We start from the raw sequence: 23,524 nt of genomic DNA, 5'->3' as shown, positions 1-23,524 counted from the left end.
GGTAATGAATTCATGAGAGATATAATCGGGCTAAAGAACAGGGCATCTGTTAGGCCTGACAGACATCTGATGTAATTGACGATCTATTCATTAGTGCGAAGTGACAACAAGTGTTTTAGATTGTCATCAATAAATTGATTATCGGTACTGTTGATTCCACGACCGGCAAAATGGCCCCAGATCGATTGAATTGGTTTCAAGACAGCATGAGGTATACGCTTAGCTTCGTATTCATTATCGTCCGCTGTGCAGAAGAGATCCGTGCTTCCCGGCATGATACAGGCAAGAGCTTTTATGCTCTGAAGTGCTTTATCAAAGTCTCCATTATAGGAAGGGTTTGCACTAACATCAGCATGTTGGCCTGTCCATAACATTGCCAGAACATTATGAGGATCCATATTCATAAAGCTATCTTCCCAGACACCGGCTACAAAATCCTCCAATGTGTCAAATCCCATCTCACGGTAAAGCTCTTCTCTATAAAACGCATGTGATAGTCCCCAGCCCGCATACACCCGTCCAACGGCGCGCATGTCTGCAGAAGTCAATTGGTTTAGTTTACTTGAGTCGAAGCCGACTGCAGATAGCAGGGAAGATTTCACGCCTTCCAGAACTACATATGTGTGAGGCCAAGGTTTGGCGATTCCTCCGAAAGGTGCAATTCGTTCGACCATCTCCGGGTAACTAGCGCCCCATTGAAATGCCTGAATGCCGCCCATAGACCACCCGACGACGAGAGCAATCTTTTGAATACCAAATTTCTCGGTCAGCAGTCGGTGCTGTAATCGAACGTTGTCATAGATAGTTACCAGTGGAAAGTTAGCCCGATCGAATGGAGGAGGCGTGTTACTGGGAGAGGAAGATAGCCCATTGCCCAGCAAATTGGGAACGATAATAAAATATTTCTCTGGATCGAGTGCCATCCCGCTGCCAATGAGCCATTCATTCTGAACATGCTGATCTCCAAAAGCTGTTGGGTAGACAATAACATTGTCCTTCTGTTCATTTAGTTTTCCGTAAGTTTTATAAGCGAGATAAGCGTTTGGTAACGTCACTTCGGATTGTAAGATGACATCACCCAAATTAAAAATTTCATAATCCATCGTATAGTCGCTCCCTTCAAAATGAAAAACCACATGCTCACTGTGATCTCTTGTGCTTAGTATAGAGCCGTGATAGTCTCATTAAAAGTGAATGAAATTCAAGTCAGCATTCAATAAAATTGAAAGATGATGGGAGAACATCAATGGAATTTCGCCAACTGAATACGTTTTGCACGGTTGCAACAACATTAAATTTCACGCGGGCAGCAGAAGTGCTGAGCTACGTTCCTTCCAACGTCACGATGCAAATTAAAGCATTGGAAGATGAGCTAGGTGTGCGCCTCTTTGATCGGTTGGGCAAGCAACTCGCGCTCACAACTGCGGGTAAACGCTTTTTAACACACGCCCAAGGCGTTCTTGAAAAAATGGACGAAGCTCGTAGTGCTGTCCATGATAATGAAAAACTAAGTGGTACCTTAACGATAAGTGCGAATGAGGTTATTTGCTCCTACCGTCTTCCACCTGTCTTCAAACGGTTTCGTTCGCAGCATCCGGGAGTTCGTCTAATCTTTCGCTCAGTTCCGAATCAAGAGCTCAAGCAAACGCTCTTTGAGGGAACCACGGATATCGTTTATATGCTAGACGAACCTATTCGTTCGAGTGGACTTTCCGTGGAACCTTTGCTGGAAGAACATTTCCGATTGTTAGCTGCTCCAGATCACCCACTCGCCAAACGGACTGTGCTGCAATTGGAAGATTTTCATGAAGAAGTGTTCCTGACGAATGAGAAGGGTTGTCCATATCGAACGATGTTTGACCGGTCTTTTGAGAAAGAGGGCATTGATAACATCACGTATCTAGAGTTTCAAAGTGCCGAAGCTATTAAACAATGTGCGATCTCCGGAATCGGCATCGGTTTTCTTCCTGAAATCGTTGTAGAAGCCGAAGTTGAACGCGGAGAACTTGTTGTCCTCCCATGGCAAATTCCGGACTTGCGGGTGTATACACAGATGTTGTGGCATAAAGACAAATGGCTTTCACCAATCATGTTATCGTTTATTGAAGCAGCAAGGGAAGCTTTTCGTTTACAGAATGAGAATAAACCGTTCATTCATACTATCTGCACATAGTTGGCATTACACTGGTTTAAGCGAAGTTTCATCTCCGGAAGGAGTCATAAGTCAAAGAGAGAAATTAAACTGGTATGCCGGCAATCCGTCAGTTACTGATAAAGTAATTAATCGTGATCAGATCTGTTAAAAAGTTTACCCTCGGGACAAGTAATATCAACAAAATAAATGTAAATACACAGAAAATCAATGTGTAAAAAAGAGAGGCAGCATTAAACGAAATGTGGTATTATGCCCTCATGGTAAACAGTGAATAAAGAGGGCATGTTACAATGAACTCAAACACTGGATATCGGAAGGGATTTTGTTATGTCAACGAAGAAAGGTCAAACCGCTTTAGGCAAGGAAGCAAATTAAGGTGTATATTTCTTTATACAGCACGGAACGTTTCCAAAACAAATTGAGCGACATCTCCCCGATTGAATTTCGAGAAAAAGTCGCCTCATAATAAAATCTCTTTTTTTATTGTCTACTTGACGGGGCTATGACCATCGTAGTTACGCTTTTTTAGAAAAACAAGTTTACCAACCACACTCGTGTTGAAAACAGGACCCGTTGAATTCGACGGTATTTAAGCATGCAGGAAGGGGGATAATCGTGAATTACCAGTGGAAAAAACAGTTAGAGGAGCATAGAAATAAGCGGCGAGAAGACATTATTCAAGGCGCGCAGCAGTTGTTTATCGAACGGGGGTTGTATTCGGTAACGCTCAAAGATATTGTCGAGTTCTGCGGCGTTAGCAAAGTAACGCTTTATAAATATTTCCGATCTTTCGATGAGATTGTAATTGAAGTTCAAATCAATGTTTTAACCGATTTTTGGAGAGCTGTTACAAATAATTTACCCGAGGGAAACAATGGTTTTGAAAAAATTGGGCACCTGCTGAGGCAAATGATAGGCACTTCGAAGCAATATGCCAGTTATGTGCGGTTTATAGCCATGTTCGATACAAAATATCATGAAAATTATGCTGATGAATTCCTTGAAGGTCGATTTATATCCTTCATGAGAAGCCGCACCCATCCATATTACGAGCTACTTGAAGAAGGGATTCGGGACGGATCGATTCGAAGCGATATCGAGGTACAAATATTAACGTTTACATTAAGTAATGTCGTAATGGCTACCTTGCAACGTATGATTTTAAGAGGCAAGGTACTGCATTTGGACCAAGGAGTCGAACCTGATGTTGTTCTGGATCATATGTTAGATATGGCATTAACCTTTCTGAAGCCTCAAGCATTGAAATGAGCAATTCTACTAAAATAATGTCAATAAATGTAGATGTCCTTCTGGTATTAGAGGGCATCTCTTTTTTTTGCTTTCTTATCCCCGTCACTCCCTCCTCTATTAATGCATAAAAAAACCGCGAATTCGAAGTGTCCTGTTAATGACTGCGTTGCGTCCTATTTTTTATATTATCTTTACAATCAGATGACGTTTCCATAACATATGATCTCTATAATCATAAAAGTGTACTAGTGGTAAACAGGTGTTTACTAGTGGTAAACATAAATAAAATGAATGAGGTTAAAACAACAAGAAAGGAAAAAGCACATGAACTTAATAAGCGGAAGGAAGAGGAAGGGCAGGCTAAAACCATACATCCCGCTGTATCTGATGATGCTGCCAGGACTCATTTACATTGTAATCAATAATTACTTGCCTATGTTTGGCTTGATTATTGCCTTCAAAGATTACAATTACAGCGAAGGAATCATAGGTAGCGATTGGGTAGGGTTTGAAAATTTTAAATATTTATTTAAAACAACAGATGCACTTACGATCACCAGAAACACAATTTTATACAATATTTCCTTTATTTTTCTTAATTTGATCATTGCAGTTGGCGTAGCGATTCTTCTCAATGAGGTGAAGAAAAGGTTCTTATCCCGCTTCTATCAAAGCGCTATCTTGCTGCCTTACCTGATTTCTATGGTCATTGTAGGATATCTAGTGTATGCGATGCTGAGTACGGAAACGGGCTTCTTAAACAATACGATTCTTCCGGTACTAGGCCTGTCTGATATTTCATGGTATAGCGAACCGGAATATTGGCCCTACATTTTGACTCTCGTACATGTATGGAAAAGTGCAGGTTACTTATGTATTGTTTATTTGGCCGCGATCATCGGAATTGATCCAGAATATTACGAGGCCGCAATCATTGACGGAGCAAGCAAATGGAGACAGATCAAAAGTATCACAATTCCGCTCATTATGCCGGTTATTACAGTTATGACATTGCTTCAGATCGGGCGTATTTTTTACTCGGATTTTGGACTGTTCTATCAGGTACCACTTAATACAGGAGCATTGCAATCAACGACGAACGTGATCGATACGTACGTTTACCGTGCGCTGATGACGTCGGGTGATATAGGTATGTCCTCAGCAGCAGGATTGTATCAATCGTTTGTCGGTTTTGTACTTGTATTATTGTCAAACTATATCGTTAGGAAGATAAACAGTGACAATGCATTAATTTAAAGGAGTGAAAACTGCTTGAAAGGTAGAAATTCGATATGGCAGTGGAGTGTTAACATCATTCTGATGATCATTGCGCTCTCGTGTATCTTGCCATTTATCTTGTTGTTCATTTCTTCTATAACAGACGAACAGTCGATTGTACTTCATGGATATTCCTTTTTCCCGGAGGCATACAGCTTATCTGCCTATCGTTATTTATGGAATGATATCGAAACAATACTTCGATCTTATGGAATTACGATTATGGTTACGGTGATTGGAACGGTCATCAGCATGATCATTACTTCTATGTTGGCATATCCGTTGACACGTAAGGATATGCCCTTGAACAAATTTTGGTCATTCTTCATATTCTTCACCATGTTGTTTAATGGCGGTCTCGTGCCCACGTATTTGGTTTATACGCAATTGTTTGATTTGAAAAACACATTGTTTGCGCTCATCATACCAGGACTTTTGACTAATGCTTTTTACGTCATGTTGATGCGCACTTTTTTTTCGAACTCTATTCCAGCTCCTGTTATGGAATCCGCCAAAATTGACGGTGCAGGAGAATTCGTAACGTTTGTCCGGATTGTGCTGCCCCTATCCCTTCCGATTCTGGCGACCGTCGGATTGTTTCAAACGATACACTATTGGAACGACTGGTTTAACGGCATGATTTATATAACGGACAGTAAGCTGTACAGTCTGCAGAACATGTTAAACCGGATTCTGCTAGACATCCAATTTTTGAGCAATAGCAATTTCTCCGGAACTCAATTCGACTCATCCGCAAACATACCGACGGAGACGGTACGTATGGCGATGGCAGTCATCGGGATTATCCCGCTTCTAATTGTGTACCCTTTCTTCCAAAAGTTTTTCGTAAAAGGACTTACAATCGGATCGGTAAAAGGGTAAGGCTACTTCCGGCAAACGCCGGTTAGCATAAAGGTGGAAATTATTAGGAGGGTTTCAGTGTGGCTATGAAAAGAAGGATCATGCAGTCTGGGCTGGCAATTGTTATGACGTCGGTAATGGTGTTGGCAGGTTGTTCCACAAAGAGCGAGGAAACGTCAAGTTCTTCAGCTAGCAGTGAGTCGCCGTATGAGGTAGTGATGGCATTCCCCGGAAACGACCAGAAGGATTTGCTAGCCGTCCAGGATGAAATGAACAAGATCACGAAGGAGAAATTCAATACAACCGTCAAATTGACGCCGATTAGCGTCAGCGCATGGCAGCAGCAGACCAATCTTATGCTCGCAGGCAATGAGAAGGTGGATCTGATGCTTACGTACGCTAACACGTACGGTACGCAAGTGGCAAAAGGTCAATTGCTTCCGCTTGACGATCTCGTGGAAAAACACGGATCGGGAATAAAAAAGGTGTTGGAACCCTATCAACTCGCTGCGACCAAAATTGGCGACAAAACTTACGCCATTCCGACTGCGAGAGATATGGCTGCCAACTACGGCATCGTGATGCGCAAAGATCTTGTGGAAAAGTACAAGATCGATTTGAGCAACATTAAAACGCTCAACGATATGGATGCGGTCTTTCAAGTCATTAAGAATAACGAGCCGAATATGTCGCCAGTCGTCCCAAGAAGTCCCGGGCTCTCCATATTTACCGGCGGTTATGTTACTTACGACAGCTTAGGTGATGGAATCGGCGTACTACCGAACTACGATAATAATATGAAAGTCATGGATTGGTATGAAACGCCGGAATATGCAGATCAATTGAACGTATTGCGAAGATGGTTCCAGGCTGGTTTCATACCGAAGGATGCCGCGACAAGCAAGGCGGACGGCAGGGAATTGGTCAAGGCGAATAAAGCGTTTTCCTACTTCGCTAATATGAAGCCCGGATTTGACGCGCAGGAATCGAGACGTGTCGGCAAACCGATGGTATCCGTTCAAATGACGCCTGCTTACTCGACCACAGGCTTTATTGACTTAATGATGTGGTCGATTCCGAAAAACTCGAAAGACCCTGACAGAGCGATGATGTTCCTCGACCAGCTGTATTCCGACAAGCAGTTGTATAACTTGTTGGCATGGGGAATCGAAGGGAAGCATTACGTGAAGAAATCGGATAACGTGATTGATTATCCACAAGGCGTTGATGTCAAGAACACGTCCTATAATTTCAATGCGCCATGGATGTTCGGCAATCAGTTCCTATCCTACACATGGTCGACGGAAGATCCGGACGGTCTGAAGAAATTAGATGAATTCAATAAGAGCGCGAAAAAATCAAAAGCACTGGGCTTCATCTATAATGTGGATCCGGTGAAAACGGAAATGGCTTCGGTCAATAACGTGTTAACCGAATTCAGCATAGGATTGGAAACGGGTACGTTGGATCCGGTCGAGAACTTGCCGATATTTATCAGTAAATTAAAAGCTTCGGGCATCGATAAGATTATAAGCGAAAAACAGAAGCAGCTTGACGAATGGGCGAAAACCCAGAAATAGTTTAAGCGCATAAAGGAGCCGCTGCATATGAGAACTAGGGAAAATTTTGACCGAAACTGGATGTTTCATTTCGGTGAGGTTGGAAAGATCGTCAAGACGGTGAAAAAAGCAGGCATGATCGCGGGGTTGACAAATGCACTGGGGGAAGAGAAACATGAGCCATTTGCGATCGGCGAAGCTGCACGTATCATCCAGAACATCGCTCGAGAATATCTGGGAGATCCGAACTTCGATCTTACCCAAATGTACGGTTCGGATACACCCAAGGATAAGACCACCGGCTGGGTGAGCGTCGATCTGCCACATGATTGGCGGTTAGAACAGCCGTACAACCCGGAACGCGGTGGCGCGTTTCAAGGTTATCTGCCCAATGGAGTGGGCTATTACCGCAAGGTCTTTGAAATTCCACAGGAGGATGAAGGCAAGAAGATCATCATTGAATTTGACGGAGTGATGCGGAACAGCTCAGTTTGGGTGAATGGATGCTTCGTCGGCGATCATCTCAGCGGCTACACTAGCTTTCATTATGACATCACGGACTTGCTGAAATATGGGGATGAGGAAGGGGATAATGTAATCCTGATCCGAACGGATACAACCGGCGGAGATGAAGGCTGGTGGTATGAAGGCGGAGGCATCTACCGCCATGTCTGGTTAACCAAATATGATTACTTACATGTGGACCGCTGGGGAACCTTTATCAGAACTGAGCAAGTTGACAATGAAATGGCCGCGGTTACGATCGAAACGACGGTAAGCAACGAATATCCGCAGACGATGAAGTACGGCATCCGAACGAGTATTCTGAATCCGGTTGGGGAGCTCGTTGCCATCACGGAAACCGACTGTGAAACGCTGGGAATCGACAAACAAACGGTTCTTCAATCGGTTAAAGTAGCGAAGCCGCTGCTCTGGTCGCAGGACACGCCGCATCTGTATGAGGCCGTGACTGAACTTCTTCATGGAGGTCAAATTATCGACACGTATCGGACCGTTTTCGGGATCCGTACGGTGGAATACCGACGGGACGGATTATACCTGAATGGCAAGTATGTACAAGTGAAAGGCACCTGCAATCACCAGGATTTCGCTGGCGTGGGCATCGCGCTGCCGGACCGTGTGCATGAATATAAAATTAAACGCTTGCTGGAAATGGGCTGTAACGCTTACCGTTGTGCCCATCATCCGCCCGCCCCGGAGCTGCTGGATGCCTGCGACAGACTTGGGATGCTGGTCATGAACGAGAACCGGATCACGGAGAGTACGGAGATCAAGCTTGATGATCTGAAATCGATGCTGTATCGTGACCGCAACCATCCAAGTATCTTTATGTGGAGTCTCGGTAATGAAGAGAAGATCAGCGGCAGTTATCAAGCCAATCGGATGCTGAGGCGCACGAAGGATTTGGCAAAACGAATCGATCCCACCCGTCCTGTTACAGCGGCCAATCTAAGTCAGAAAGGCATGGACGTCGATGTCAATGGCGTTAATTATGGCGAGACCGTAATAGGAGGCCAATCGATCGGTGAATGGTTCCAATCCCATCCGGAATCCAAAGTGCTGAATACGGAGAATGTCTCCTTCTTCTCTGCAAGAGGCGTCTATGAGGATGACCCGGAAGGTGGAAGATGCTCCAGCTACGGATCGAGATATCATATGTCCGGTAAGGAGATGGATGTAGGAAATCTGGGCGGAGCTGGTGGTACGTCAACGCCTGAACGAAGCTGGCGCTATTTCTTGAATAATCGTTTTTCGGGTGGGTTATTCATCTGGACAGGTTTTGATTATCGCGGGGAGACGACGCCATTTCAGTGGCCGTCCGTGCTATCGCATTTCGGGATTCTTGATTATTGCGGATTTGCAAAGGACTCTTACTATTTCTATCAATCGATCTGGAAGGATGAGCCTATCGTTCATCTTATGCCGCATTGGAACTGGTCAGACCGGCTGGGACAGCAAGTAGAGGTTCGCGTGTATACCAACTGCAGCGAAGTGGAGCTGATACTGAACGGCCAAACCCTGGGCAAGAAGAAAGCGGATGCTGAAGCGGGTGAGATCACATTATCGTGGCAAGTAGCCTATGAACCCGGAATTCTCGAAGCCATTGCTTATCGGGATGGCGTGGTGGTAGCAATAGAGCGAAAAGAAACTACGACGGACGCGTACGCGATTCACTTGGAGGCTAACTGCTCTGAACTGCTCGCCGATGGCCAGGATGTCTCCATAGTCACAGTCTCAGTAAGGGATCAATCGGGAAGAGTGGTGCCCATTGCCAGTAATCAGATACAATTCCGTATTACGGGTAAAGGGAGGCTGCTTGGTCTGGGGAACGGAGATCCAGGATGCCATGAGTCGGATCGAGGAAATACGAGAAGCGTGTTCAATGGCTACGCCATGGCCTTGATTCAGTCACTGGATGAGGCAGGAGAGATACGCATTGAGGCGTCTTCGGAAGGGTTAGTGCCGGCCTTATTGACCCTTCGATCCCGGAAAGACCTATAGAATTGAATGATCAGTGATTATTGAAAGAATAGAATAATAATTTCGCTAAAGAGGTGCAGCTATGTCAACAAGTCAATTTACCGCATTTCCCGCCAATCGAGTCATTCCCTTGGAAGGCGTGCATAATTTCCGAGATATGGGAGGCTATCGAACGTCCGATGGCCGCACCGTAAAATACGGCCTATTCTTTCGTTCCGATCATTTGACCGGTTTAACGGAGCAGGATTTAACATTCTTGCAAACGTTGAATATCAAAACGGTATTCGATTACCGCGGAGATCGTGAATCGCACATCATGCCGGACCCGGTTCTCCCTAATGCAAAAAATGTACGGATACCGGCGAACACGGAGGATCAGCATGAACATATGAATTTTCCGGACGCTCCTGAAGGGGAGGATACGCAAGGCCATCTTATGAAAGCATTGGTTAAAAGTGACTTCTTCAAAAGTTTCAGCGCAGAAACCTACATGACGGAATTGTATATGAAACTTCCAATTACCAATCCTTCGTACAAACATTTGATGGAAGCCATTCAGGATCCGGATCGATTGGGGCTGCTGCATCATTGTACGTCAGGCAAAGACCGTACCGGGGTTGGAGCCGCGCTCATCTTACTTGCGCTGGGTGTCCCTGAACAAACGGTTATGGAAGACTATCTCTTAAGCAATGAGACGTTGCAAACGTTCAACAGAACCCTTCTTGAAAGGCTGGCTGAACATGCGGACGAAGCGATTTTGCAAAATTTGAACCATATCCTCACGGTTAACGAAGCGTTTTTGTCTGCCGCTTTGGGATCGATCAAGAGTACTTATGGAGGGTATGATGCATATTTTAAAGAGGAGTTCGGTTTGGACAAGCCCAAACGGGAGGCTCTGCAAAGATTCTGCTTGGTATAAAGGGAAGAGAGATGTCTCATTTTAACTGCGTTAATCTTCCTGAGTAATGTGGATTGGTACTTCTTTGGTTTGCCGAAAAGAAAACATATCACAATGCACGTAGACGCTTGCAGTGCGATGTGGGTAAGGATGCGCCGGACTTTGCATGGTTGAAACCGCCATATATCATTCATCCTGGGAACACTTATATACAGGGATTTGTACTTTTTTAATATTGAAATTTGGGGGAAACAAAATTGGTGGATTTAGAAGCAAAACCTTTTTATTTGCGGGAAAAAGATATTCAGTGGGTCAATGAAACGCTGGCTGCGATGGATGTGAAGGATAAGGTCGGGCAGCTGTTTTGTCCGATCGGGATAACGGATGACCGCGAACAGCTGAAAACGCTCATCGAAACGATAAAACCGGGAGGCATCTTGTTCCGACCAGATTCAGGTAAGAAAAGTCAAGAAGTACACCGTTTTTTGCAGGAACATTCTAAGGTGCCGTTGCTCATTGCAGCTAATCTCGAGTCCGGAGGCAACGGAATTGCTTCTGACGGTACTTTTTTCGGCAGACAGCTGCAAGTGGCGGCGACGGATAATGAAGAGATGGCATATAAATTAGGGCTTGTAGCCGGGAGAGAAGGTCGTGCCGTCGGCTGCAATTGGGCGTTTGCTCCGGTTGTCGATATCGATCTCAACTTCCGTAATCCGATCACGAATGTTCGGACGTTCGGTTCCGACCCAGCTCGAGTTGCAAGGATGGCAAAGGCGTATACCGAAGGTATTCAGAAGAGCGGCGTGGCCGCATCGATCAAGCATTTCCCCGGCGATGGGGTGGACGAGCGCGACCAGCATTTGTTGACTACCGTTAATTCGCTGTCTGTGGACGAGTGGGAATCGACCTTCGGCATAGTGTACCGGGAGCTGATCGAAGCGGGGGCTGAGACCGTTATGGCTGGTCATATCATGCTTCCTGGTTATTCGCGAAAACTTGTGCCCGGCATTGCCGACGAGGAACTGATGCCTGCTACGCTTTCACCCGAACTGATCGGAACGCTGCTTCGGCAGCAGCTTGGTTTTAACGGTCTCGTTGTGACGGACGCTACGCCGATGGCTGGTTTTATGATGGCTGAAAAGCGCGAGCTCGCTGTGCCAAAATCGATCGCCGCCGGCTGCGACATGTTCCTGTTCAACAAAAATATACGCGAAGATTTCCATTATATGATGAAGGGGCTCGAAAGCGGGATCTTGACGATGGAAAGACTAGATGAAGCGGTCACGCGCATTTTGGCGCTCAAAGCATCGCTTGGCTTGGATAAGCAGCAGCAGGAGGGAACGCTTGTTCCTGGTCCGGAAGAGCTGTCCATCTTGCAATGTGAAGAGCATAAACAATGGGCGAAGTGGTGTGCAGATCAATCGGTCACACTCGTCAAAGATACGCAGCAACTGCTCCCGATCGCTGTCGATTCGCATAAACGCATGCTGTTATATGTGCTTGGAGACGAAGGAAGTCATCGCAGTACGTCGATTGCACCTTACATGATTGCTAAATTAGAAGCAGAAGGGTTTGACGTCACTGTTTTCGACAATAAAAATGTGGACTTCAGTGCAGTGTTTAGCGGCGTGGAGGAGCTGCGTGAAAAATATGATTTGGCGCTCTACGTGGCTAACATCGAGACGGCAAGTAACCGGACAACGGTGCGTATCGATTGGGAGCCGCTGCTCGCCGCGGATGTTCCTTGGTTTGTGCGGGAGCTCCCGACGGCGTTCGTTTCTGTCTCAAGTCCATATCATCTTCTCGATGTGCCGCAGGTACAAACGTATATTAACGCATATTCGGGCAGTGAGACGATTATTGATGCAGTTATCGAAAAGCTGCTAGGCAGATCGGATTTTAAAGGCATAAGCCCGGTAAACCCATTCTGCGACTGCTGGGAAGCGAAGCGGTAGGAAGAACCTGTTGGAGGAATTATGAAAATAGAAGCGGTTATTTTTGATTTGGACGGTGTGCTCGTACATACCGACCATTTCCACTATCTGGCATGGAAGAGGATGTGTAGCGAGGAAGGCATCCCTTTCGACGAGTCGGTTAACTATAGGCTACGGGGCGTAAGCCGTATGGCTTGCATGGACATCATTATGGAGAAGGCGGCTCGTGCATATTCGTCGCGGGAGAAAATGCAGTTGGCCGAGGGGAAAAACGATTACTACAAAGACCACCTGCAATCTTTATCTGACGCGGACATGCCTTCTGGAGTCTTAGATACTCTGGATAAGCTGCGTGAAAAAGGATTAAAGTTGGCGATTGGATCCTCTAGCAAAAACGCTCCCTTTATTATTGAGCGGCTTGGAATTTCGCATATGTTCGATGCTGTCGTGGACGGTAATGAAATTCGCTGCAGCAAGCCGGATCCCGAAGTATTTTTGCTGGCGGCAAGTAAATTGGGGGTGCGCGTGGACCGCTGCTTGGTCGTGGAAGATGCGGAAGCTGGCGTAGAAGCGGCGTTCAGAGGTGGCATGTGGGTCGCGGCCATCGGCAAGGCCTGTATAAGCAATCTAGCCGATTATCATATCGGCCATATCGAAGAATTGCAATCCATTACTGCAAGCAGATGAAGGTAGGGAAAGGGTAGAAAACGATCCGAAAATTATATGAAATTCAAGAGAGGACGGTGTATGCAGGAATATATTCGCAGCTGGAGCGGCAATCAATGTATACTACGCCTAGTACATTCATTCTCGTTTTCAAATTACTGAGAATATCTATACGGAGTCAATACTAGAGGAAATCAAGATATTTATCTGTACATCATTCTCAATCTACCCAACAATCTCATATGGCGGGTTTGCCGGCAAGTAAGGACGGCAACATTGGCAATAAAACAGGAGCAGTTACCTCAGGCAGGCAACACTGCTCCTTGTTATATATAGAATTATCCTTTCAAACACCCTGTTTGATTAAACTCCAGATGCGTTCAAACCGCTCTTGGTAGTCTGGTGAATTCCAGGATTCTTTAAAAGAGGGAAGACTAAACACTGCAAAAGCAGATAGGATTGCCTCTGCCCGTTCAAAGTGAGGATCGTTATAATCCATAAACCTATCAATAATTTGATATGAATCCCAGAGCACATCACGTAATACCATTGGATTACTGTCCACATATTGTGTATTCAAAGCGAACATTTTGGGATTCTCGTTATAAGCGCGTTTTTTGGCATTCACAAATGCCCAAAGCCAATCGTGGAGCACTTCCTGAGGTGAGGCCGAGTTAGCCATGTTTATACTGATTTGTTCTGAAATCATGAGATGGAACCAGTCTTTAGCTACAGCTGCCCAGAGTTCTTGTTTATTTTTAAAATGCTTATAGAGTGCTGCATGAGTGATATTCAATTCATCCGCTATTTGTGAGAGTGTCACTTCGGATTTCCCCGTGCCCTCAATTAATGCCTCGGCGGTTTCAATAATAAGCTGCTGCGTGATTTTAGCCCTTTGTTATGGCAGGTGAATATGGGGCATTTTGAAGCGAGCAGTTACTGCTATACCCCAGTATCACACCGTTTTGCCAACCCTTCTTTCGTTAATTAGTCTTTACCAACCGATAATATTAGAAGTTCCGTCCATAATAGGGGCGAAGACTAGACTGATCTCATCAATTAAACCTTCATTTAGAAAGGAACCATTGATTACACCTCCACCTTCAAGTAACACTTGATCAGTACCTAAGAACGGAAGGAACGACCTATTACATCACGATCAAAAGACCCACTATGAACGCGTCGGATTATTCAAGCTAAGAAAAAAAGTCCCCACGAACGCGATCGCAAACTCAACATCAAAAGACGAAGAAGCCTCCGACCCGGTTCGGAGGCTTCTTCGTGTCGAGAAAGTCCGACTTGGTGCAAAATGAAAGAGTGAAGGGAGAAATTCAGTGAAGACATTAGGGTGTCGGGGGACAAGAACATGTTCCTATTTCCGATTAGGTGTATATTTAATCGGTATTTTGCTGTTAATTCATTAAACTAACGGGCAGATTACTTCCCGGAGGCATTGGAGCAGCCGACCTCACGGGAAGTAGTTGCAAAAATCCTCTACGCGGCGGCCGAGCTGCATACCCGTTACAAGGATCGCAAGGGTTGTCTGGGCATTCACGGCGCCTTGGCCGGCTCGGACGAAGCCGAACCAATTCGGCGAGCTCTGATTGATGCGCGTGCGGATGGAGAGGCATCGCTGCGTGCCCGTTTCGAACGGGCAAAGCAGGAAGGCGACCTGCCGGAAAATGCTAATGCTGCAGTCCTGGCTGCATACGTAATGACGGTGCTTCATGGTATGGCTGTTCAAGCCAGGGCTGACTTCTGTCGTGAAATGCTGGAAGCTATTGAGGAGCAGGCGCTATCGACATGGCCCAGTGGTAAATCTATATGACGTGTAGAATTGAGGGCGCTGAAGGTAAGCGCCCTCAATTCTTTTTAAAGTAGGTTCTTCAGTTTTCGCGGGAAACCTTATCATAAATAAGGGCAAGTTTTTTGCTGACTTATTCGTGCAGAAATTGCAAGGTATTCATTTTTTATTTCCGATAAAATTTACCTTGAAGGGTGGGAACACGATGGATTTAATCTTGTTGAGCAGAGGAAATTTTTGGTTATGCCAACAATTAGTTAAAATCGAATTAGTATAAATTCGAGAAGTAACATTCATTGTATAATGGGTTTTATTTCCAATGTAAGCCGAGGTACATTAAAGCTTTTGTTCAAGAATACGTTCGCGTCCACCTGATGGCCAACACTACTCTTCAGAAAATGATCCTCATTGGGACAATAAAGAAATTTTCAAAGCTACACACGATACTAACTTGCTTGTTTACGTGGCCTGTTCAATCTTCGGAATAACTTTAAGTGGAAAAAGAGACGATTTCCCACTTAATCTTTTTGAAGTAGTAGAGGTTCGATGGCTATCGCTATGCGTATTCGTAAGCTTTCAGCTGGATCTTTGAGTTTCACACCCAGCAGTTTTTCACACTTTTCCAGTCGATACACCACCGTATTTCGATGAACGAAAAGTTGCTTGGATGTTTCGACAAGCTGGCATTGTGTATCGTAAAAAGCGTTCAAGGTGCGCAGCAGCTCTTTTTTTTCATGTTCATCTGCAACTTGCAGCAATCCGTTCAAGGTCGCTTCATAAAATTGTTTCAGTTCGTTGTGGGGAAGCATATGGAATAAATATCCGATATCCTTTGCTTGGTAAGATTGGACGAATTGCTTTCGTTTTAGCCAGTAGCCGAATTGCATTGCATTAACGGCTTCTGTATAAGAATGTCGAACGCCGAGTACATTTGTTGCAGGTTTACCAATGCCGATAGAGAGACTCAGTCCAGTCTCATGATGGAGCTCTCTAAGTAATCCTGACAGCTGCTCGGTGAGTTTTGCCTCATCCCAACCCGACTCAGGGATAGATAGCAGAAGACAGTAGGTATCATGTTTGGTAAACATGACGAAGGAATGTTCTAACACACCAAAAAGACGTTTGATGTGCTCGTATTGCTCCTCTTGCTCCGTGATATTATCTCCTTTCGGAGACGTAGAACCCTCGTATTTAGGAAATCTTTGATGCATGTGATGCACCTCGTCATTACGCATGGTCAGTACGACGCATGCATGCCCCTTGATAAGTCCATATCTCTTGCCGCGGTTCAGCGCCTCCTGCTCAGAAGTGATGTATCCCTCGATCAGATCGGAAAAAAACTCGTTCTTGTGTCTGCGGGAGCGCTCCTTGACAGCCTGTGATTTGGTCAGCTCCATTCCAATGACGTTGGAGGCCTGCTCGAGCGTCAGACCGAAAAGGCCAGTCCATTGATCCGGCGAATGAAAGGATAACAAATAGCCTTCGTGGCGGTAAGTCTTTACTGGATATACCAGCATACAGCAACGTTCCCGGACTGATGTGTCGATGAAGCACAACGAAGTGGGGTTAGAAATATCGGGCAAGTCTTGAAGTGTAGTTACTGCGGCCGTAGTGAGCTCAGCAACACCTGTATTCTGGTTGGAGGCGGAGATGGTTTGCCATTTGTTGTTTAACAGGATGACTGGGGATGAGAACAGTTTGGACAGGGAATCGATAATGCCGGAAATTCCTTTGCCGCGCATGATCATTTCAGAGAATTTTTTGTGGATGCTGAGTGCATATTGCAGTTCGTCGCTCTTATTGTTCAGAATAACACTGGTCGATCGCTGTAAAATTTCGCCGAGGGATAGACGGACATCGGAAATTTCGATGATGGGAAATTCGTTCTGCTCCGCTTCCCTAAGGATGTCATCGGGGATCGGCAATTCAAAGCGCCTGGTTTTGATGGCCAAGCCCGAGCAATGAAGACGCTGCATGTCCCTGATCAGATGAATGAACATGTCTGGCTGCTGCTTCATGAAAAAGCCGTTGGTCAGCAAGAGCTCGTTGGGCCTCAGAAACCGAATGATATCCGGACAGTCCATAATGTTGACCGTTTGAACCTCGCGTACTAAACCCTTATGCCCCGTGATCACTCTAGCATCATCGTAAATGCTGTTATTCAACAAATCTGTCAGCAGCACATCGACCCATCCCTTTCTGGAACAAGTTGTTTTGTTGTTAAGTAATATAACACTATGATCATGGAGAGTAAATATCTTTGGTTTGATCATCCAATATTGCTAATTATTTTTATCCTTTTCATCCAATGATTTCTTATAAGGAGTGAATTATGCTTAAAGTGTTTCTTGCGTGTAATAAAAGCGTACATGGATGGAGGTTGTAATGATTGATCTTCTTATCACGGATACGGTGTTGTCCGGGGGTGTAAGGCGAATGGATGTCGGGATATCCTCAGGCAAGATTGCATTTATCGCGCCATGCGGGGAAAGGAAAACGGAAGCGTCTTGTGTAGTGCAGGGCAAAGGGGGCTTATTGCTGCCGGGCTTTGTCGAGCCGCATATTCATTTGGAAAAAGCATATTTGCTGGATTCCATGGATCGGGAGGCGGAGTCTCTCCAGGATGCGATTCGGATAACAGCCAAACTGAAAAGTTCATTCACGAAGGAGGACATGTACCAGCGCTCGCTGGCTGTCATTCGGGAAGCCGTCAGGAATGGTGTAACCCATATGCGCTGCCATGCAGAGGTTGATCCGGTTCTCGGACTCAGAGCTATCGAATCTGCTCTTCGTCTCAAACAATCCTTAAGACATCTACTGGATTTACAGGTAGTTGCCTTTCCCCAAGAAGGGGTGTTTAAGATTCCAGGGACTGCTGGGCTGATGGAAGAGGCCATTCGTATGGGAGCCGATGTGATTGGAGGAATCACTTATCAGGATGCAGACCTGGGGGAGCACTTGGATTTTGCATTTGGTCTGGCAGGGAAGTACGGAAAACCGCTGGATTTTCACGCGGATTTCTCGGTCAATTCCAACGACCGTGCCGTTGTGGAAATTGCAAAAAGGACAATTGCTGCAGGAATGCAGGGGCATGTAGCCGCCGGACATGTAACCTCGCTCGGTTCCCTCCCAGAACACGAAGCTTTGGCTATCGGAGAGCTTCTGTGTCATGCCGGGATCAGCGTCATTACGCTGCCGATGACTGACCTCTTTCTGAATGGAAGAGAAGGCCCAGAAGGTTATCATAGAGGTCTGACTCCCGTGAAACTGATGCAGGATTGTGGAGTGAATGTGGCAATTGGCGTCAATAATGTGCGCAATCCATTCACACCGTTTGGCAAGGCAGACCCGATTGAGGCCGCCTGGCTATTGGCCGTCACTTCGTACATGGGCAGCAAACGGGATGCGCTCATCTTGACTAACATGCTGACGCATAACGCGGCACAGGCGTTAGGCATTGAAAATTATGGTGTTAAGGTCGGCGCTCCGGCTGATATGGTATTGTTCCGAGAGCGGTCGGAAAGGGAAGTGCTGCTTAATAAACCGGAGGCCCGCACGGTCTGGAAATCGGGATTACAGGTAGCTTGTACTGACTCAAAACCTTTGGAATTACCGTGGTTGTCGGATGAGATCGAAACAATCTGATTATGATGTAAGGGGATGGAGTTATGGAGAAAGGGTTAACACTCGTAAAAAATGTCAAATGGTCGGAAAACCTGTTCGATCTAACGATTGATCAAGCAACAGGAATTATTGTCAGAATTGAGAATGCCGGAACTGATGGTGGTCTCGCATCTGTAAATATTGCCGATAGGGCGACAAGCGTCATTGACGCGGATGGGCTCCACTATGTACCGCCAATGGCAGATATGCATACCCATCTGGACAAGCATTTTATCGGTGAGCCGTGGAAGTCTTTGCAGCCGTTTGTCACGCTGCCCGGACAGTTGGAATTTGAGAAAAGCATGTTGGCGGAACTACCGACCGGGGCGGGAGAACGTGCGAAACGAATGTTGGATTTAATGCTTGCCCAAGGTACAACGACAATCCGCACACACGTTGACGTGGATCCGCAAATTGGCCTCTCTCATCTTGAGGAGATCTTGGAAGTGCGTGAGATATACCAAGGACGCATCGATATGGAAATTGTGGCGTTCCCCCAGCAAGGCCTGCTTCGATCTGACTCCGTTTCCGTTATGCGGCAAGCGCTTCGTGCTGGAGCTAACTATGTTGGTGGTGTGGATCCGGCCGGACTGGACCGCCGGGTGGATGCCAGTCTGGAAGCCATGTTTGAACTTGCGACAGAATTCTCTGCGGGCATCGACTTGCATCTGCATGACCCGAGTCATCTCGGAATATACACGATCAGCCGCTTCGCCGAACTGACAGAACAAGCCGGTATGTCCGGCCGTACCGCGGTAAGCCATGCCTATTGTTTGGGCCAGGTTGGGGAAACGGAGGTGCGCTCACTCGCAGAAAGGTTGTGTGCGACCGGCGTAGCCATCATGACGAGTGTGCCCATTGACAGGCCTATGCCCCCTATCAAACTGTTGATGGAAACGGGAGTATCCGTGCATATCGGTTCCGATAACATTTTGGATTCATGGAGCCCATTCGGAAATGGCGATATGCTCTCCCGTGGGTCACGTCTCGCTGAAGCATCCGGTTGGGTGGAAGACTTCTGGCTGTTAGAAACGTACAAGCTTATATCCAATGCGCCATTAACTCCAAAAGTGGGTGAACGAGGCACTTTCTCGTTGGTAAATGCCATAAATGCCATGCATGCGTTGGCGGCGGCACCTTCACGCGAAGCTGTATTTTCGGGAGGTGTGCTTGTTGGTGGTCGAATGTTTCCGAACAGTAGACAGATGGCAGCCATCCATTCGTAACAATCTTTAATATACATGAAGCAGCGCATCCTTTTTCAGGTGCGTTGCTTTTTGGCATGAAAAGGCTGATCAGATGACGTATAAAACGTTGCTTAATGCAATTTATGTGATAATACATGACACTTAAATTTAGACAGCCTTTTCTTTTGGTGTAATAATCCAAATGAAATCATTTTTTTTAGTGAATCACACCAATGACTGAGGCTTCCTTACATCGTATTATTCTTATAAGAACAATTCCGAGTCACATAAACTGACATTAACAGAATAGGAGGGATATTGGAGGAGTTACAAAAACCAAACATCATTGTTACGAACAGGGGGAGAGAGACATGCGTCGAGGTTTCCATGCAAACCGCATCCAAAACATCAGAAAGCATGGGCTGTTATTGGTCATGATTTTGCCAGGCATTGTCTATCTGTTCATCAACAATTACTTGCCCATGTTCGGCATTGTGATTGCGTTCAAAGATATCAATTTTGCAAAAGGAATCTGGGGAAGTGACTGGGTAGGCTTCGATAATTTCGCCTATCTGTTCCAAACACAGGATGCTTGGGTGATTACCCGAAACACGTTACTCTACAACGGTGCATTTATCGTGCTTGGAACAGTACTCTCCATAGCTGTGGCCGTATTGTTGAACGAGGTAAAAAAGCGATTCGCCTCCCGACTGTACCAAAGCATCATTTTGCTGCCCTATCTGATCTCGATGGTCATTGTCGCTTACTTGGTTCTGGCATTGCTCAACGAAGAAAACGGATTCGTTAACCATTACGTGCTTCCTTTGCTGGGGATTGACCCCGTGTCGTGGTATGCGGATTCCGGTAAATGGCCCTTTATATTAAGCGTCGTATATCTGTGGAAAAACGTCGGTTATACATGCATTGTTTATCTGGCCTCAATCGTAGGCATCAGCCAGGAATATTATGAATCCGCTACGCTGGACGGAGCATCCAAGTGGAGGCAAGTCTGGAGCATTACCCTTCCTCTGCTTAAACCTACGATGGTTATTATGGTACTTCTTGCAGTGGGACGCATCTTCAATTCCGATTTCGGATTGTTCTATCAGGTTCCGCTGAATTCGGGTGCACTGCAAACGACTACAGATGTCATTGACACATACGTTTATCGTGGATTGATGACTTTCGGGGATTTCGGAATGTCATCCGCTGCCGGACTTTATCAGTCCATAGTCGGTTTTCTGTTAGTATGGACGACCAATGCGATTGTTCGTCGCAAAAACCGGGATTTGGCGCTGTTTTAGCTAAGGGGGGAGGACAACATGTATTCAAATAGGATTTATCAAATGGCTGTTCACCTCGTGCTCATCATGATGGCAATCGCTGCAGTGTTTCCGTTTATACTTCTGATATCCGCTTCCCTAACCGAGGAACAAGCCATTATCAGGGATGGTTATCGTTTGTTTCCGGCTCAATTCAGCTTCGATGCTTATGTGTATCTGTTTAATCAGTATTCGTTGATTTTGCGGTCGTATGGAATTACGGCATTCATCACGGGCGTGGGCACGATCGTTGGGTTGCTGATCACAACCCTGGTCGCTTATCCGCTATCTAGAAATGTGCTTCCATTTCGTTCGTTCCTGTCATTCTTCGTATTTTTCACCCTGCTTTTCAATGGGGGGCTGGTGCCGATGTATCTGGTTTATACGGACCTCTTCCATTTGAAAGATACCATCTGGTCGCTAATCATCCCGAATTTACTGACCAACGGGTTCTACATTTTGTTGATGCGCAGTTTCTTTTCCACGTCCATTCCCGGCGAAGTCGTGGAGTCGGCCTATGTGGATGGAGCCAACGAATGGGTTATTTATTGCAAAATCGTTCTCCCGCTTGCTCTCCCAAGCCTGGCAACCATTGGTCTGATGCTCATGATTTCGTATTGGAACGATTGGTTTAACGGTCTGATCTTCATCAATGACGGAAGCCTCTACAGCATTCAAAACCTTCTTAATCGAATGTTGTCTGATGTCCAGTACTTGCAGCAAAACAGTTTGTCTGGCCAGACGGCTGTTGTCTCATCCGTACCTCTCGGCAGTGTGAGAATGGCTATTGCCGTAATCGGCGTGTTGCCGCTGATCGCAGCGTATCCGTTTTTCCAGAAATTCTTCGTCAAGGGATTGACTATTGGTGCCGTAAAAGGTTAGTCATGCTTCGTATCCGAGATGTCACATCCAAAAGCAAACATGGGGAGTGAATGAAGATGTTCAGAAAAAGATTACCTGCGGGTTTCATAAAGGTAATGTCCTTAATTTGTGCGGCCCCTCTATTGTTGGCGGCATGCGGAAATCCAGACAGTAAGGATGGAGTAGAACTTGGTAAAGCTTCAGCAACAGACATGTACGAAGTGGTCATGACGTATCCGGCTTTTGGGGATGTAACGGATGTTAAGGAAATTCAGGAAGCCATCAGTGATATTACAGCGGAAAAGGTAGGCGCCACTGTGAAGCTCTTGCCTGTTAATGGATCTAACTATGCCAATCAAATGAACTTGATGCTGGCGGGCAGCGAGAAACTGGATCTGGTGTATACCAGCGTTTGGTTCGGCCTTGAATCCCAAATCGGCAGGGGGCAGTTACTGCCCATGGAAGAATCATTGAATGAATTCGGTAAAAAGATACTGGAGGCTGTTCCGGAGGAAGCTGCAGAAGCCGGGAAGATGAATGGCGAAACATATGGCGTTCCCAGCATTAAAGCTTGGGCACTTTCTCCCAGTTTGGTGATGGACAAAGAGCTTGCAGATAAGCATGATATTGACCTTAGCGCCATAAAAACCTGGAATGATATCTCTGCTGTATTGCAGCGTATCAAGGACAATGAGCCGGGTGTCACGCCAATTGTCAGCTATACCTCGCAGGAAACACCCGGACAAGCCATGCTGAATTTTGATCCATTGGGAACAGCACCTGGCGTACTGGATTTTGGCGGGGAGGACTTCACCGTGCAGAATCTTTTTGCGACTTCGCGGTTCTCCACAATGGCTGACCTGATGCGTAATTGGTACCAAAAAGGTTATTTCAGCAAAGACGTGGCAACGTCACAGGAAACGGGGTCCAATCTGATCAAGGCAGGCAAAGCCTTCTCGTATATCCGGAATATCAATGAGTGTTACTCGGAATCGCTTGCGGCTAGGACCGAACTAGTATGCGTACCCCTTGAGGACTCGTATATGACGCGTAATAGCGTAGCTTCGAACATGATGTCTTTGGCAAGGAACAGTGAGCAGCCGGATAAGGCGATTCAAGTATTGGAACTGTTTTACTCGGACGAAGCAGTCATTAATCTGTTTACCAACGGTATTGAGGGCAAGCATTATGTTAAGCGGGATAATGACCTGATCGGCAAGCCGGAAGGTGTTACTGCAACAGGATACGATTCAAACCAATATGCCGTGGGGAACAATTTCCTGTCCTATATATGGGAAGGGAACGATCCTGACATGTGGGATCACTTGAAAGGTGAAAACGAGAGTGCCGTAAAATCAAGGGCGATGGGCTTCAGCTTCGACATCAATCCGGTCAAAACCCAAATTACCGCGGTGGCCAACGTCCAAAACCAGTATGATGCAGGCTTTCAGACAGGAACTTTTGACCCGTCAGAACTGGGTGCTTATATCGACAAACTAAAGAATGCAGGCGTAGAGAAAATATTGACGGAAAAGCAAAACCAGTTAAACCAATGGCTTGAAAATAAATAGAAGGAGCTGATC

20 protein-coding genes are annotated in these 23,524 nt (G+C 45.9%); 16 read left to right on the top strand and 4 right to left on the bottom strand.

Annotation, left to right across the window (positions count from 1 at the left end):
* Nucleotides 1-83 precede the first annotated feature (83 nt).
* Nucleotides 84-1,103, bottom strand: coding sequence for an alpha/beta fold hydrolase (locus BMY78_RS12525; protein ID WP_090898826.1), 1,020 nt, complete (start codon nucleotides 1,101-1,103; stop codon nucleotides 84-86).
* Nucleotides 1,104-1,246: 143 nt separating this feature from the next.
* On the opposite strand from BMY78_RS12525, the gene BMY78_RS12520 reads away from it, so the two are divergent.
* From BMY78_RS12520 to pgmB, 10 genes are all read left to right on the top strand, one after another.
* Nucleotides 1,247-2,173, top strand: coding sequence for a LysR family transcriptional regulator (locus BMY78_RS12520; RefSeq protein ID WP_090898823.1), 927 nt, complete (start codon nucleotides 1,247-1,249; stop codon nucleotides 2,171-2,173).
* A 352-nt stretch (nucleotides 2,174-2,525) separates the two neighbouring features.
* Nucleotides 2,526-2,621 (top strand): IS3 family transposase, encoded by a 96-nt coding sequence (locus BMY78_RS33735; RefSeq protein WP_371129165.1) that lies wholly within the window; start codon nucleotides 2,526-2,528, stop codon nucleotides 2,619-2,621.
* A 149-nt stretch (nucleotides 2,622-2,770) separates the two neighbouring features.
* Nucleotides 2,771-3,424 carry a TetR/AcrR family transcriptional regulator gene (locus tag BMY78_RS12515; RefSeq protein WP_177185722.1) on the top strand — a complete coding sequence of 218 codons (654 nt, stop codon included), beginning with the start codon at nucleotides 2,771-2,773 and terminating at the stop codon, nucleotides 3,422-3,424.
* Nucleotides 3,425-3,730: 306 nt separating this feature from the next.
* Complete coding sequence (locus BMY78_RS12510; RefSeq protein ID WP_090898817.1) at nucleotides 3,731-4,663, top strand: ABC transporter permease; 933 nt, start codon at nucleotides 3,731-3,733, stop codon at nucleotides 4,661-4,663.
* 15 nt (nucleotides 4,664-4,678) lie between these two features.
* On the top strand, nucleotides 4,679-5,566 hold the full coding sequence (locus BMY78_RS12505) for a carbohydrate ABC transporter permease (protein ID WP_256222080.1): 888 nt from the start codon (nucleotides 4,679-4,681) through the stop codon (nucleotides 5,564-5,566).
* A 65-nt stretch (nucleotides 5,567-5,631) separates the two neighbouring features.
* Nucleotides 5,632-7,125, top strand: coding sequence for an ABC transporter substrate-binding protein (locus BMY78_RS12500; protein ID WP_090902377.1), 1,494 nt, complete (start codon nucleotides 5,632-5,634; stop codon nucleotides 7,123-7,125).
* A gap of 27 nt (nucleotides 7,126-7,152) precedes the next feature.
* Nucleotides 7,153-9,627, top strand: a complete 2,475-nt coding sequence (gene galA, locus BMY78_RS12495) for a beta-galactosidase GalA (protein WP_090898814.1) — start codon at nucleotides 7,153-7,155, stop codon at nucleotides 9,625-9,627.
* A gap of 61 nt (nucleotides 9,628-9,688) precedes the next feature.
* Nucleotides 9,689-10,525, top strand: coding sequence for a tyrosine-protein phosphatase (locus BMY78_RS12490; RefSeq protein WP_090898811.1), 837 nt, complete (start codon nucleotides 9,689-9,691; stop codon nucleotides 10,523-10,525).
* 239 nt (nucleotides 10,526-10,764) lie between these two features.
* On the top strand, nucleotides 10,765-12,459 hold the full coding sequence (locus BMY78_RS12485) for a glycoside hydrolase family 3 protein (RefSeq protein WP_256222079.1): 1,695 nt from the start codon (nucleotides 10,765-10,767) through the stop codon (nucleotides 12,457-12,459).
* A gap of 21 nt (nucleotides 12,460-12,480) precedes the next feature.
* Nucleotides 12,481-13,125, top strand: coding sequence for a beta-phosphoglucomutase (gene pgmB / locus BMY78_RS12480; RefSeq protein ID WP_090898805.1), 645 nt, complete (start codon nucleotides 12,481-12,483; stop codon nucleotides 13,123-13,125).
* 325 nt (nucleotides 13,126-13,450) lie between these two features.
* Here pgmB and BMY78_RS12475 read toward each other — a convergent pair whose 3' ends face one another.
* Together BMY78_RS12475 and BMY78_RS33730 are read right to left on the bottom strand one after the other, a co-directional pair.
* The gene (locus BMY78_RS12475; RefSeq protein WP_256222213.1) at nucleotides 13,451-13,972 is read right to left on the bottom strand and encodes a TetR/AcrR family transcriptional regulator; all 522 of its coding nucleotides are present in this window, start codon (nucleotides 13,970-13,972) and stop codon (nucleotides 13,451-13,453) included.
* A 126-nt stretch (nucleotides 13,973-14,098) separates the two neighbouring features.
* On the bottom strand, nucleotides 14,099-14,218 hold the full coding sequence (locus BMY78_RS33730) for a dihydrofolate reductase family protein (protein WP_090898798.1): 120 nt from the start codon (nucleotides 14,216-14,218) through the stop codon (nucleotides 14,099-14,101).
* A 339-nt stretch (nucleotides 14,219-14,557) separates the two neighbouring features.
* Here BMY78_RS33730 and BMY78_RS12465 point away from each other — a divergent pair, with 339 nt between their 5' ends.
* On the top strand, nucleotides 14,558-14,932 hold the full coding sequence (locus BMY78_RS12465) for a TetR family transcriptional regulator C-terminal domain-containing protein (protein ID WP_256222078.1): 375 nt from the start codon (nucleotides 14,558-14,560) through the stop codon (nucleotides 14,930-14,932).
* Nucleotides 14,933-15,426: 494 nt separating this feature from the next.
* Here BMY78_RS12465 and BMY78_RS12460 read toward each other — a convergent pair whose 3' ends face one another.
* A complete protein-coding gene (locus tag BMY78_RS12460; protein ID WP_177185721.1) occupies nucleotides 15,427-17,091 on the bottom strand; it encodes a PucR family transcriptional regulator in 1,665 nt (554 codons plus the stop codon).
* Nucleotides 17,092-17,293: 202 nt separating this feature from the next.
* Between BMY78_RS12460 and BMY78_RS12455 the strand changes: the two genes are divergently transcribed.
* The 5 genes from BMY78_RS12455 to BMY78_RS12435 all read left to right on the top strand — a co-directional run bounded on the left by BMY78_RS12455 (nucleotide 17,294) and on the right by BMY78_RS12435 (nucleotide 23,512).
* On the top strand, nucleotides 17,294-18,553 hold the full coding sequence (locus BMY78_RS12455) for an amidohydrolase family protein (RefSeq protein ID WP_090898792.1): 1,260 nt from the start codon (nucleotides 17,294-17,296) through the stop codon (nucleotides 18,551-18,553).
* A 23-nt stretch (nucleotides 18,554-18,576) separates the two neighbouring features.
* On the top strand, nucleotides 18,577-19,797 hold the full coding sequence (locus BMY78_RS12450; RefSeq protein WP_090898790.1) for an amidohydrolase family protein: 1,221 nt from the start codon (nucleotides 18,577-18,579) through the stop codon (nucleotides 19,795-19,797).
* A gap of 332 nt (nucleotides 19,798-20,129) precedes the next feature.
* Nucleotides 20,130-21,062 carry an ABC transporter permease gene (locus tag BMY78_RS12445; RefSeq protein WP_256222077.1) on the top strand — a complete coding sequence of 311 codons (933 nt, stop codon included), beginning with the start codon at nucleotides 20,130-20,132 and terminating at the stop codon, nucleotides 21,060-21,062.
* Nucleotides 21,063-21,080: 18 nt separating this feature from the next.
* Complete coding sequence (locus tag BMY78_RS12440) at nucleotides 21,081-21,962, top strand: carbohydrate ABC transporter permease (RefSeq protein WP_090898787.1); 882 nt, start codon at nucleotides 21,081-21,083, stop codon at nucleotides 21,960-21,962.
* Nucleotides 21,963-22,018: 56 nt separating this feature from the next.
* Nucleotides 22,019-23,512: an ABC transporter substrate-binding protein gene (locus BMY78_RS12435; RefSeq protein ID WP_177185720.1), complete on the top strand. Its 1,494-nt coding sequence runs from the start codon at nucleotides 22,019-22,021 to the stop codon at nucleotides 23,510-23,512.
* The last annotated feature ends 12 nt before the right edge of the window (nucleotides 23,513-23,524 follow it).

The organism is Paenibacillus sp. OK076, from assembly GCF_900110055.1.
Taxonomy (GTDB): Bacteria; Bacillota; Bacilli; order Paenibacillales; family Paenibacillaceae; genus Paenibacillus.
This window is presented reverse-complemented; position numbering and strand designations above follow the sequence as displayed.

Coding starts and splice junctions, on each gene's coding strand:
- galA (WP_090898814.1), top strand. CDS start 7,153: ATGAGAACTAGGGAAAATTTTGACCGAAACTGGATGTTTCATTTCGGT.
- BMY78_RS12445 (WP_256222077.1), top strand. CDS start 20,130: ATGCGTCGAGGTTTCCATGCAAACCGCATCCAAAACATCAGAAAGCAT.
- BMY78_RS12440 (WP_090898787.1), top strand. CDS start 21,081: ATGTATTCAAATAGGATTTATCAAATGGCTGTTCACCTCGTGCTCATC.
- BMY78_RS12455 (WP_090898792.1), top strand. CDS start 17,294: ATGATTGATCTTCTTATCACGGATACGGTGTTGTCCGGGGGTGTAAGG.
- BMY78_RS12520 (WP_090898823.1), top strand. CDS start 1,247: ATGGAATTTCGCCAACTGAATACGTTTTGCACGGTTGCAACAACATTA.
- BMY78_RS12525 (WP_090898826.1), bottom strand. CDS start 1,103: ATGGATTATGAAATTTTTAATTTGGGTGATGTCATCTTACAATCCGAA.
- BMY78_RS12490 (WP_090898811.1), top strand. CDS start 9,689: ATGTCAACAAGTCAATTTACCGCATTTCCCGCCAATCGAGTCATTCCC.
- pgmB (WP_090898805.1), top strand. CDS start 12,481: ATGAAAATAGAAGCGGTTATTTTTGATTTGGACGGTGTGCTCGTACAT.
- BMY78_RS12500 (WP_090902377.1), top strand. CDS start 5,632: ATGAAAAGAAGGATCATGCAGTCTGGGCTGGCAATTGTTATGACGTCG.
- BMY78_RS12435 (WP_177185720.1), top strand. CDS start 22,019: ATGTTCAGAAAAAGATTACCTGCGGGTTTCATAAAGGTAATGTCCTTA.
- BMY78_RS12510 (WP_090898817.1), top strand. CDS start 3,731: ATGAACTTAATAAGCGGAAGGAAGAGGAAGGGCAGGCTAAAACCATAC.
- BMY78_RS12450 (WP_090898790.1), top strand. CDS start 18,577: ATGGAGAAAGGGTTAACACTCGTAAAAAATGTCAAATGGTCGGAAAAC.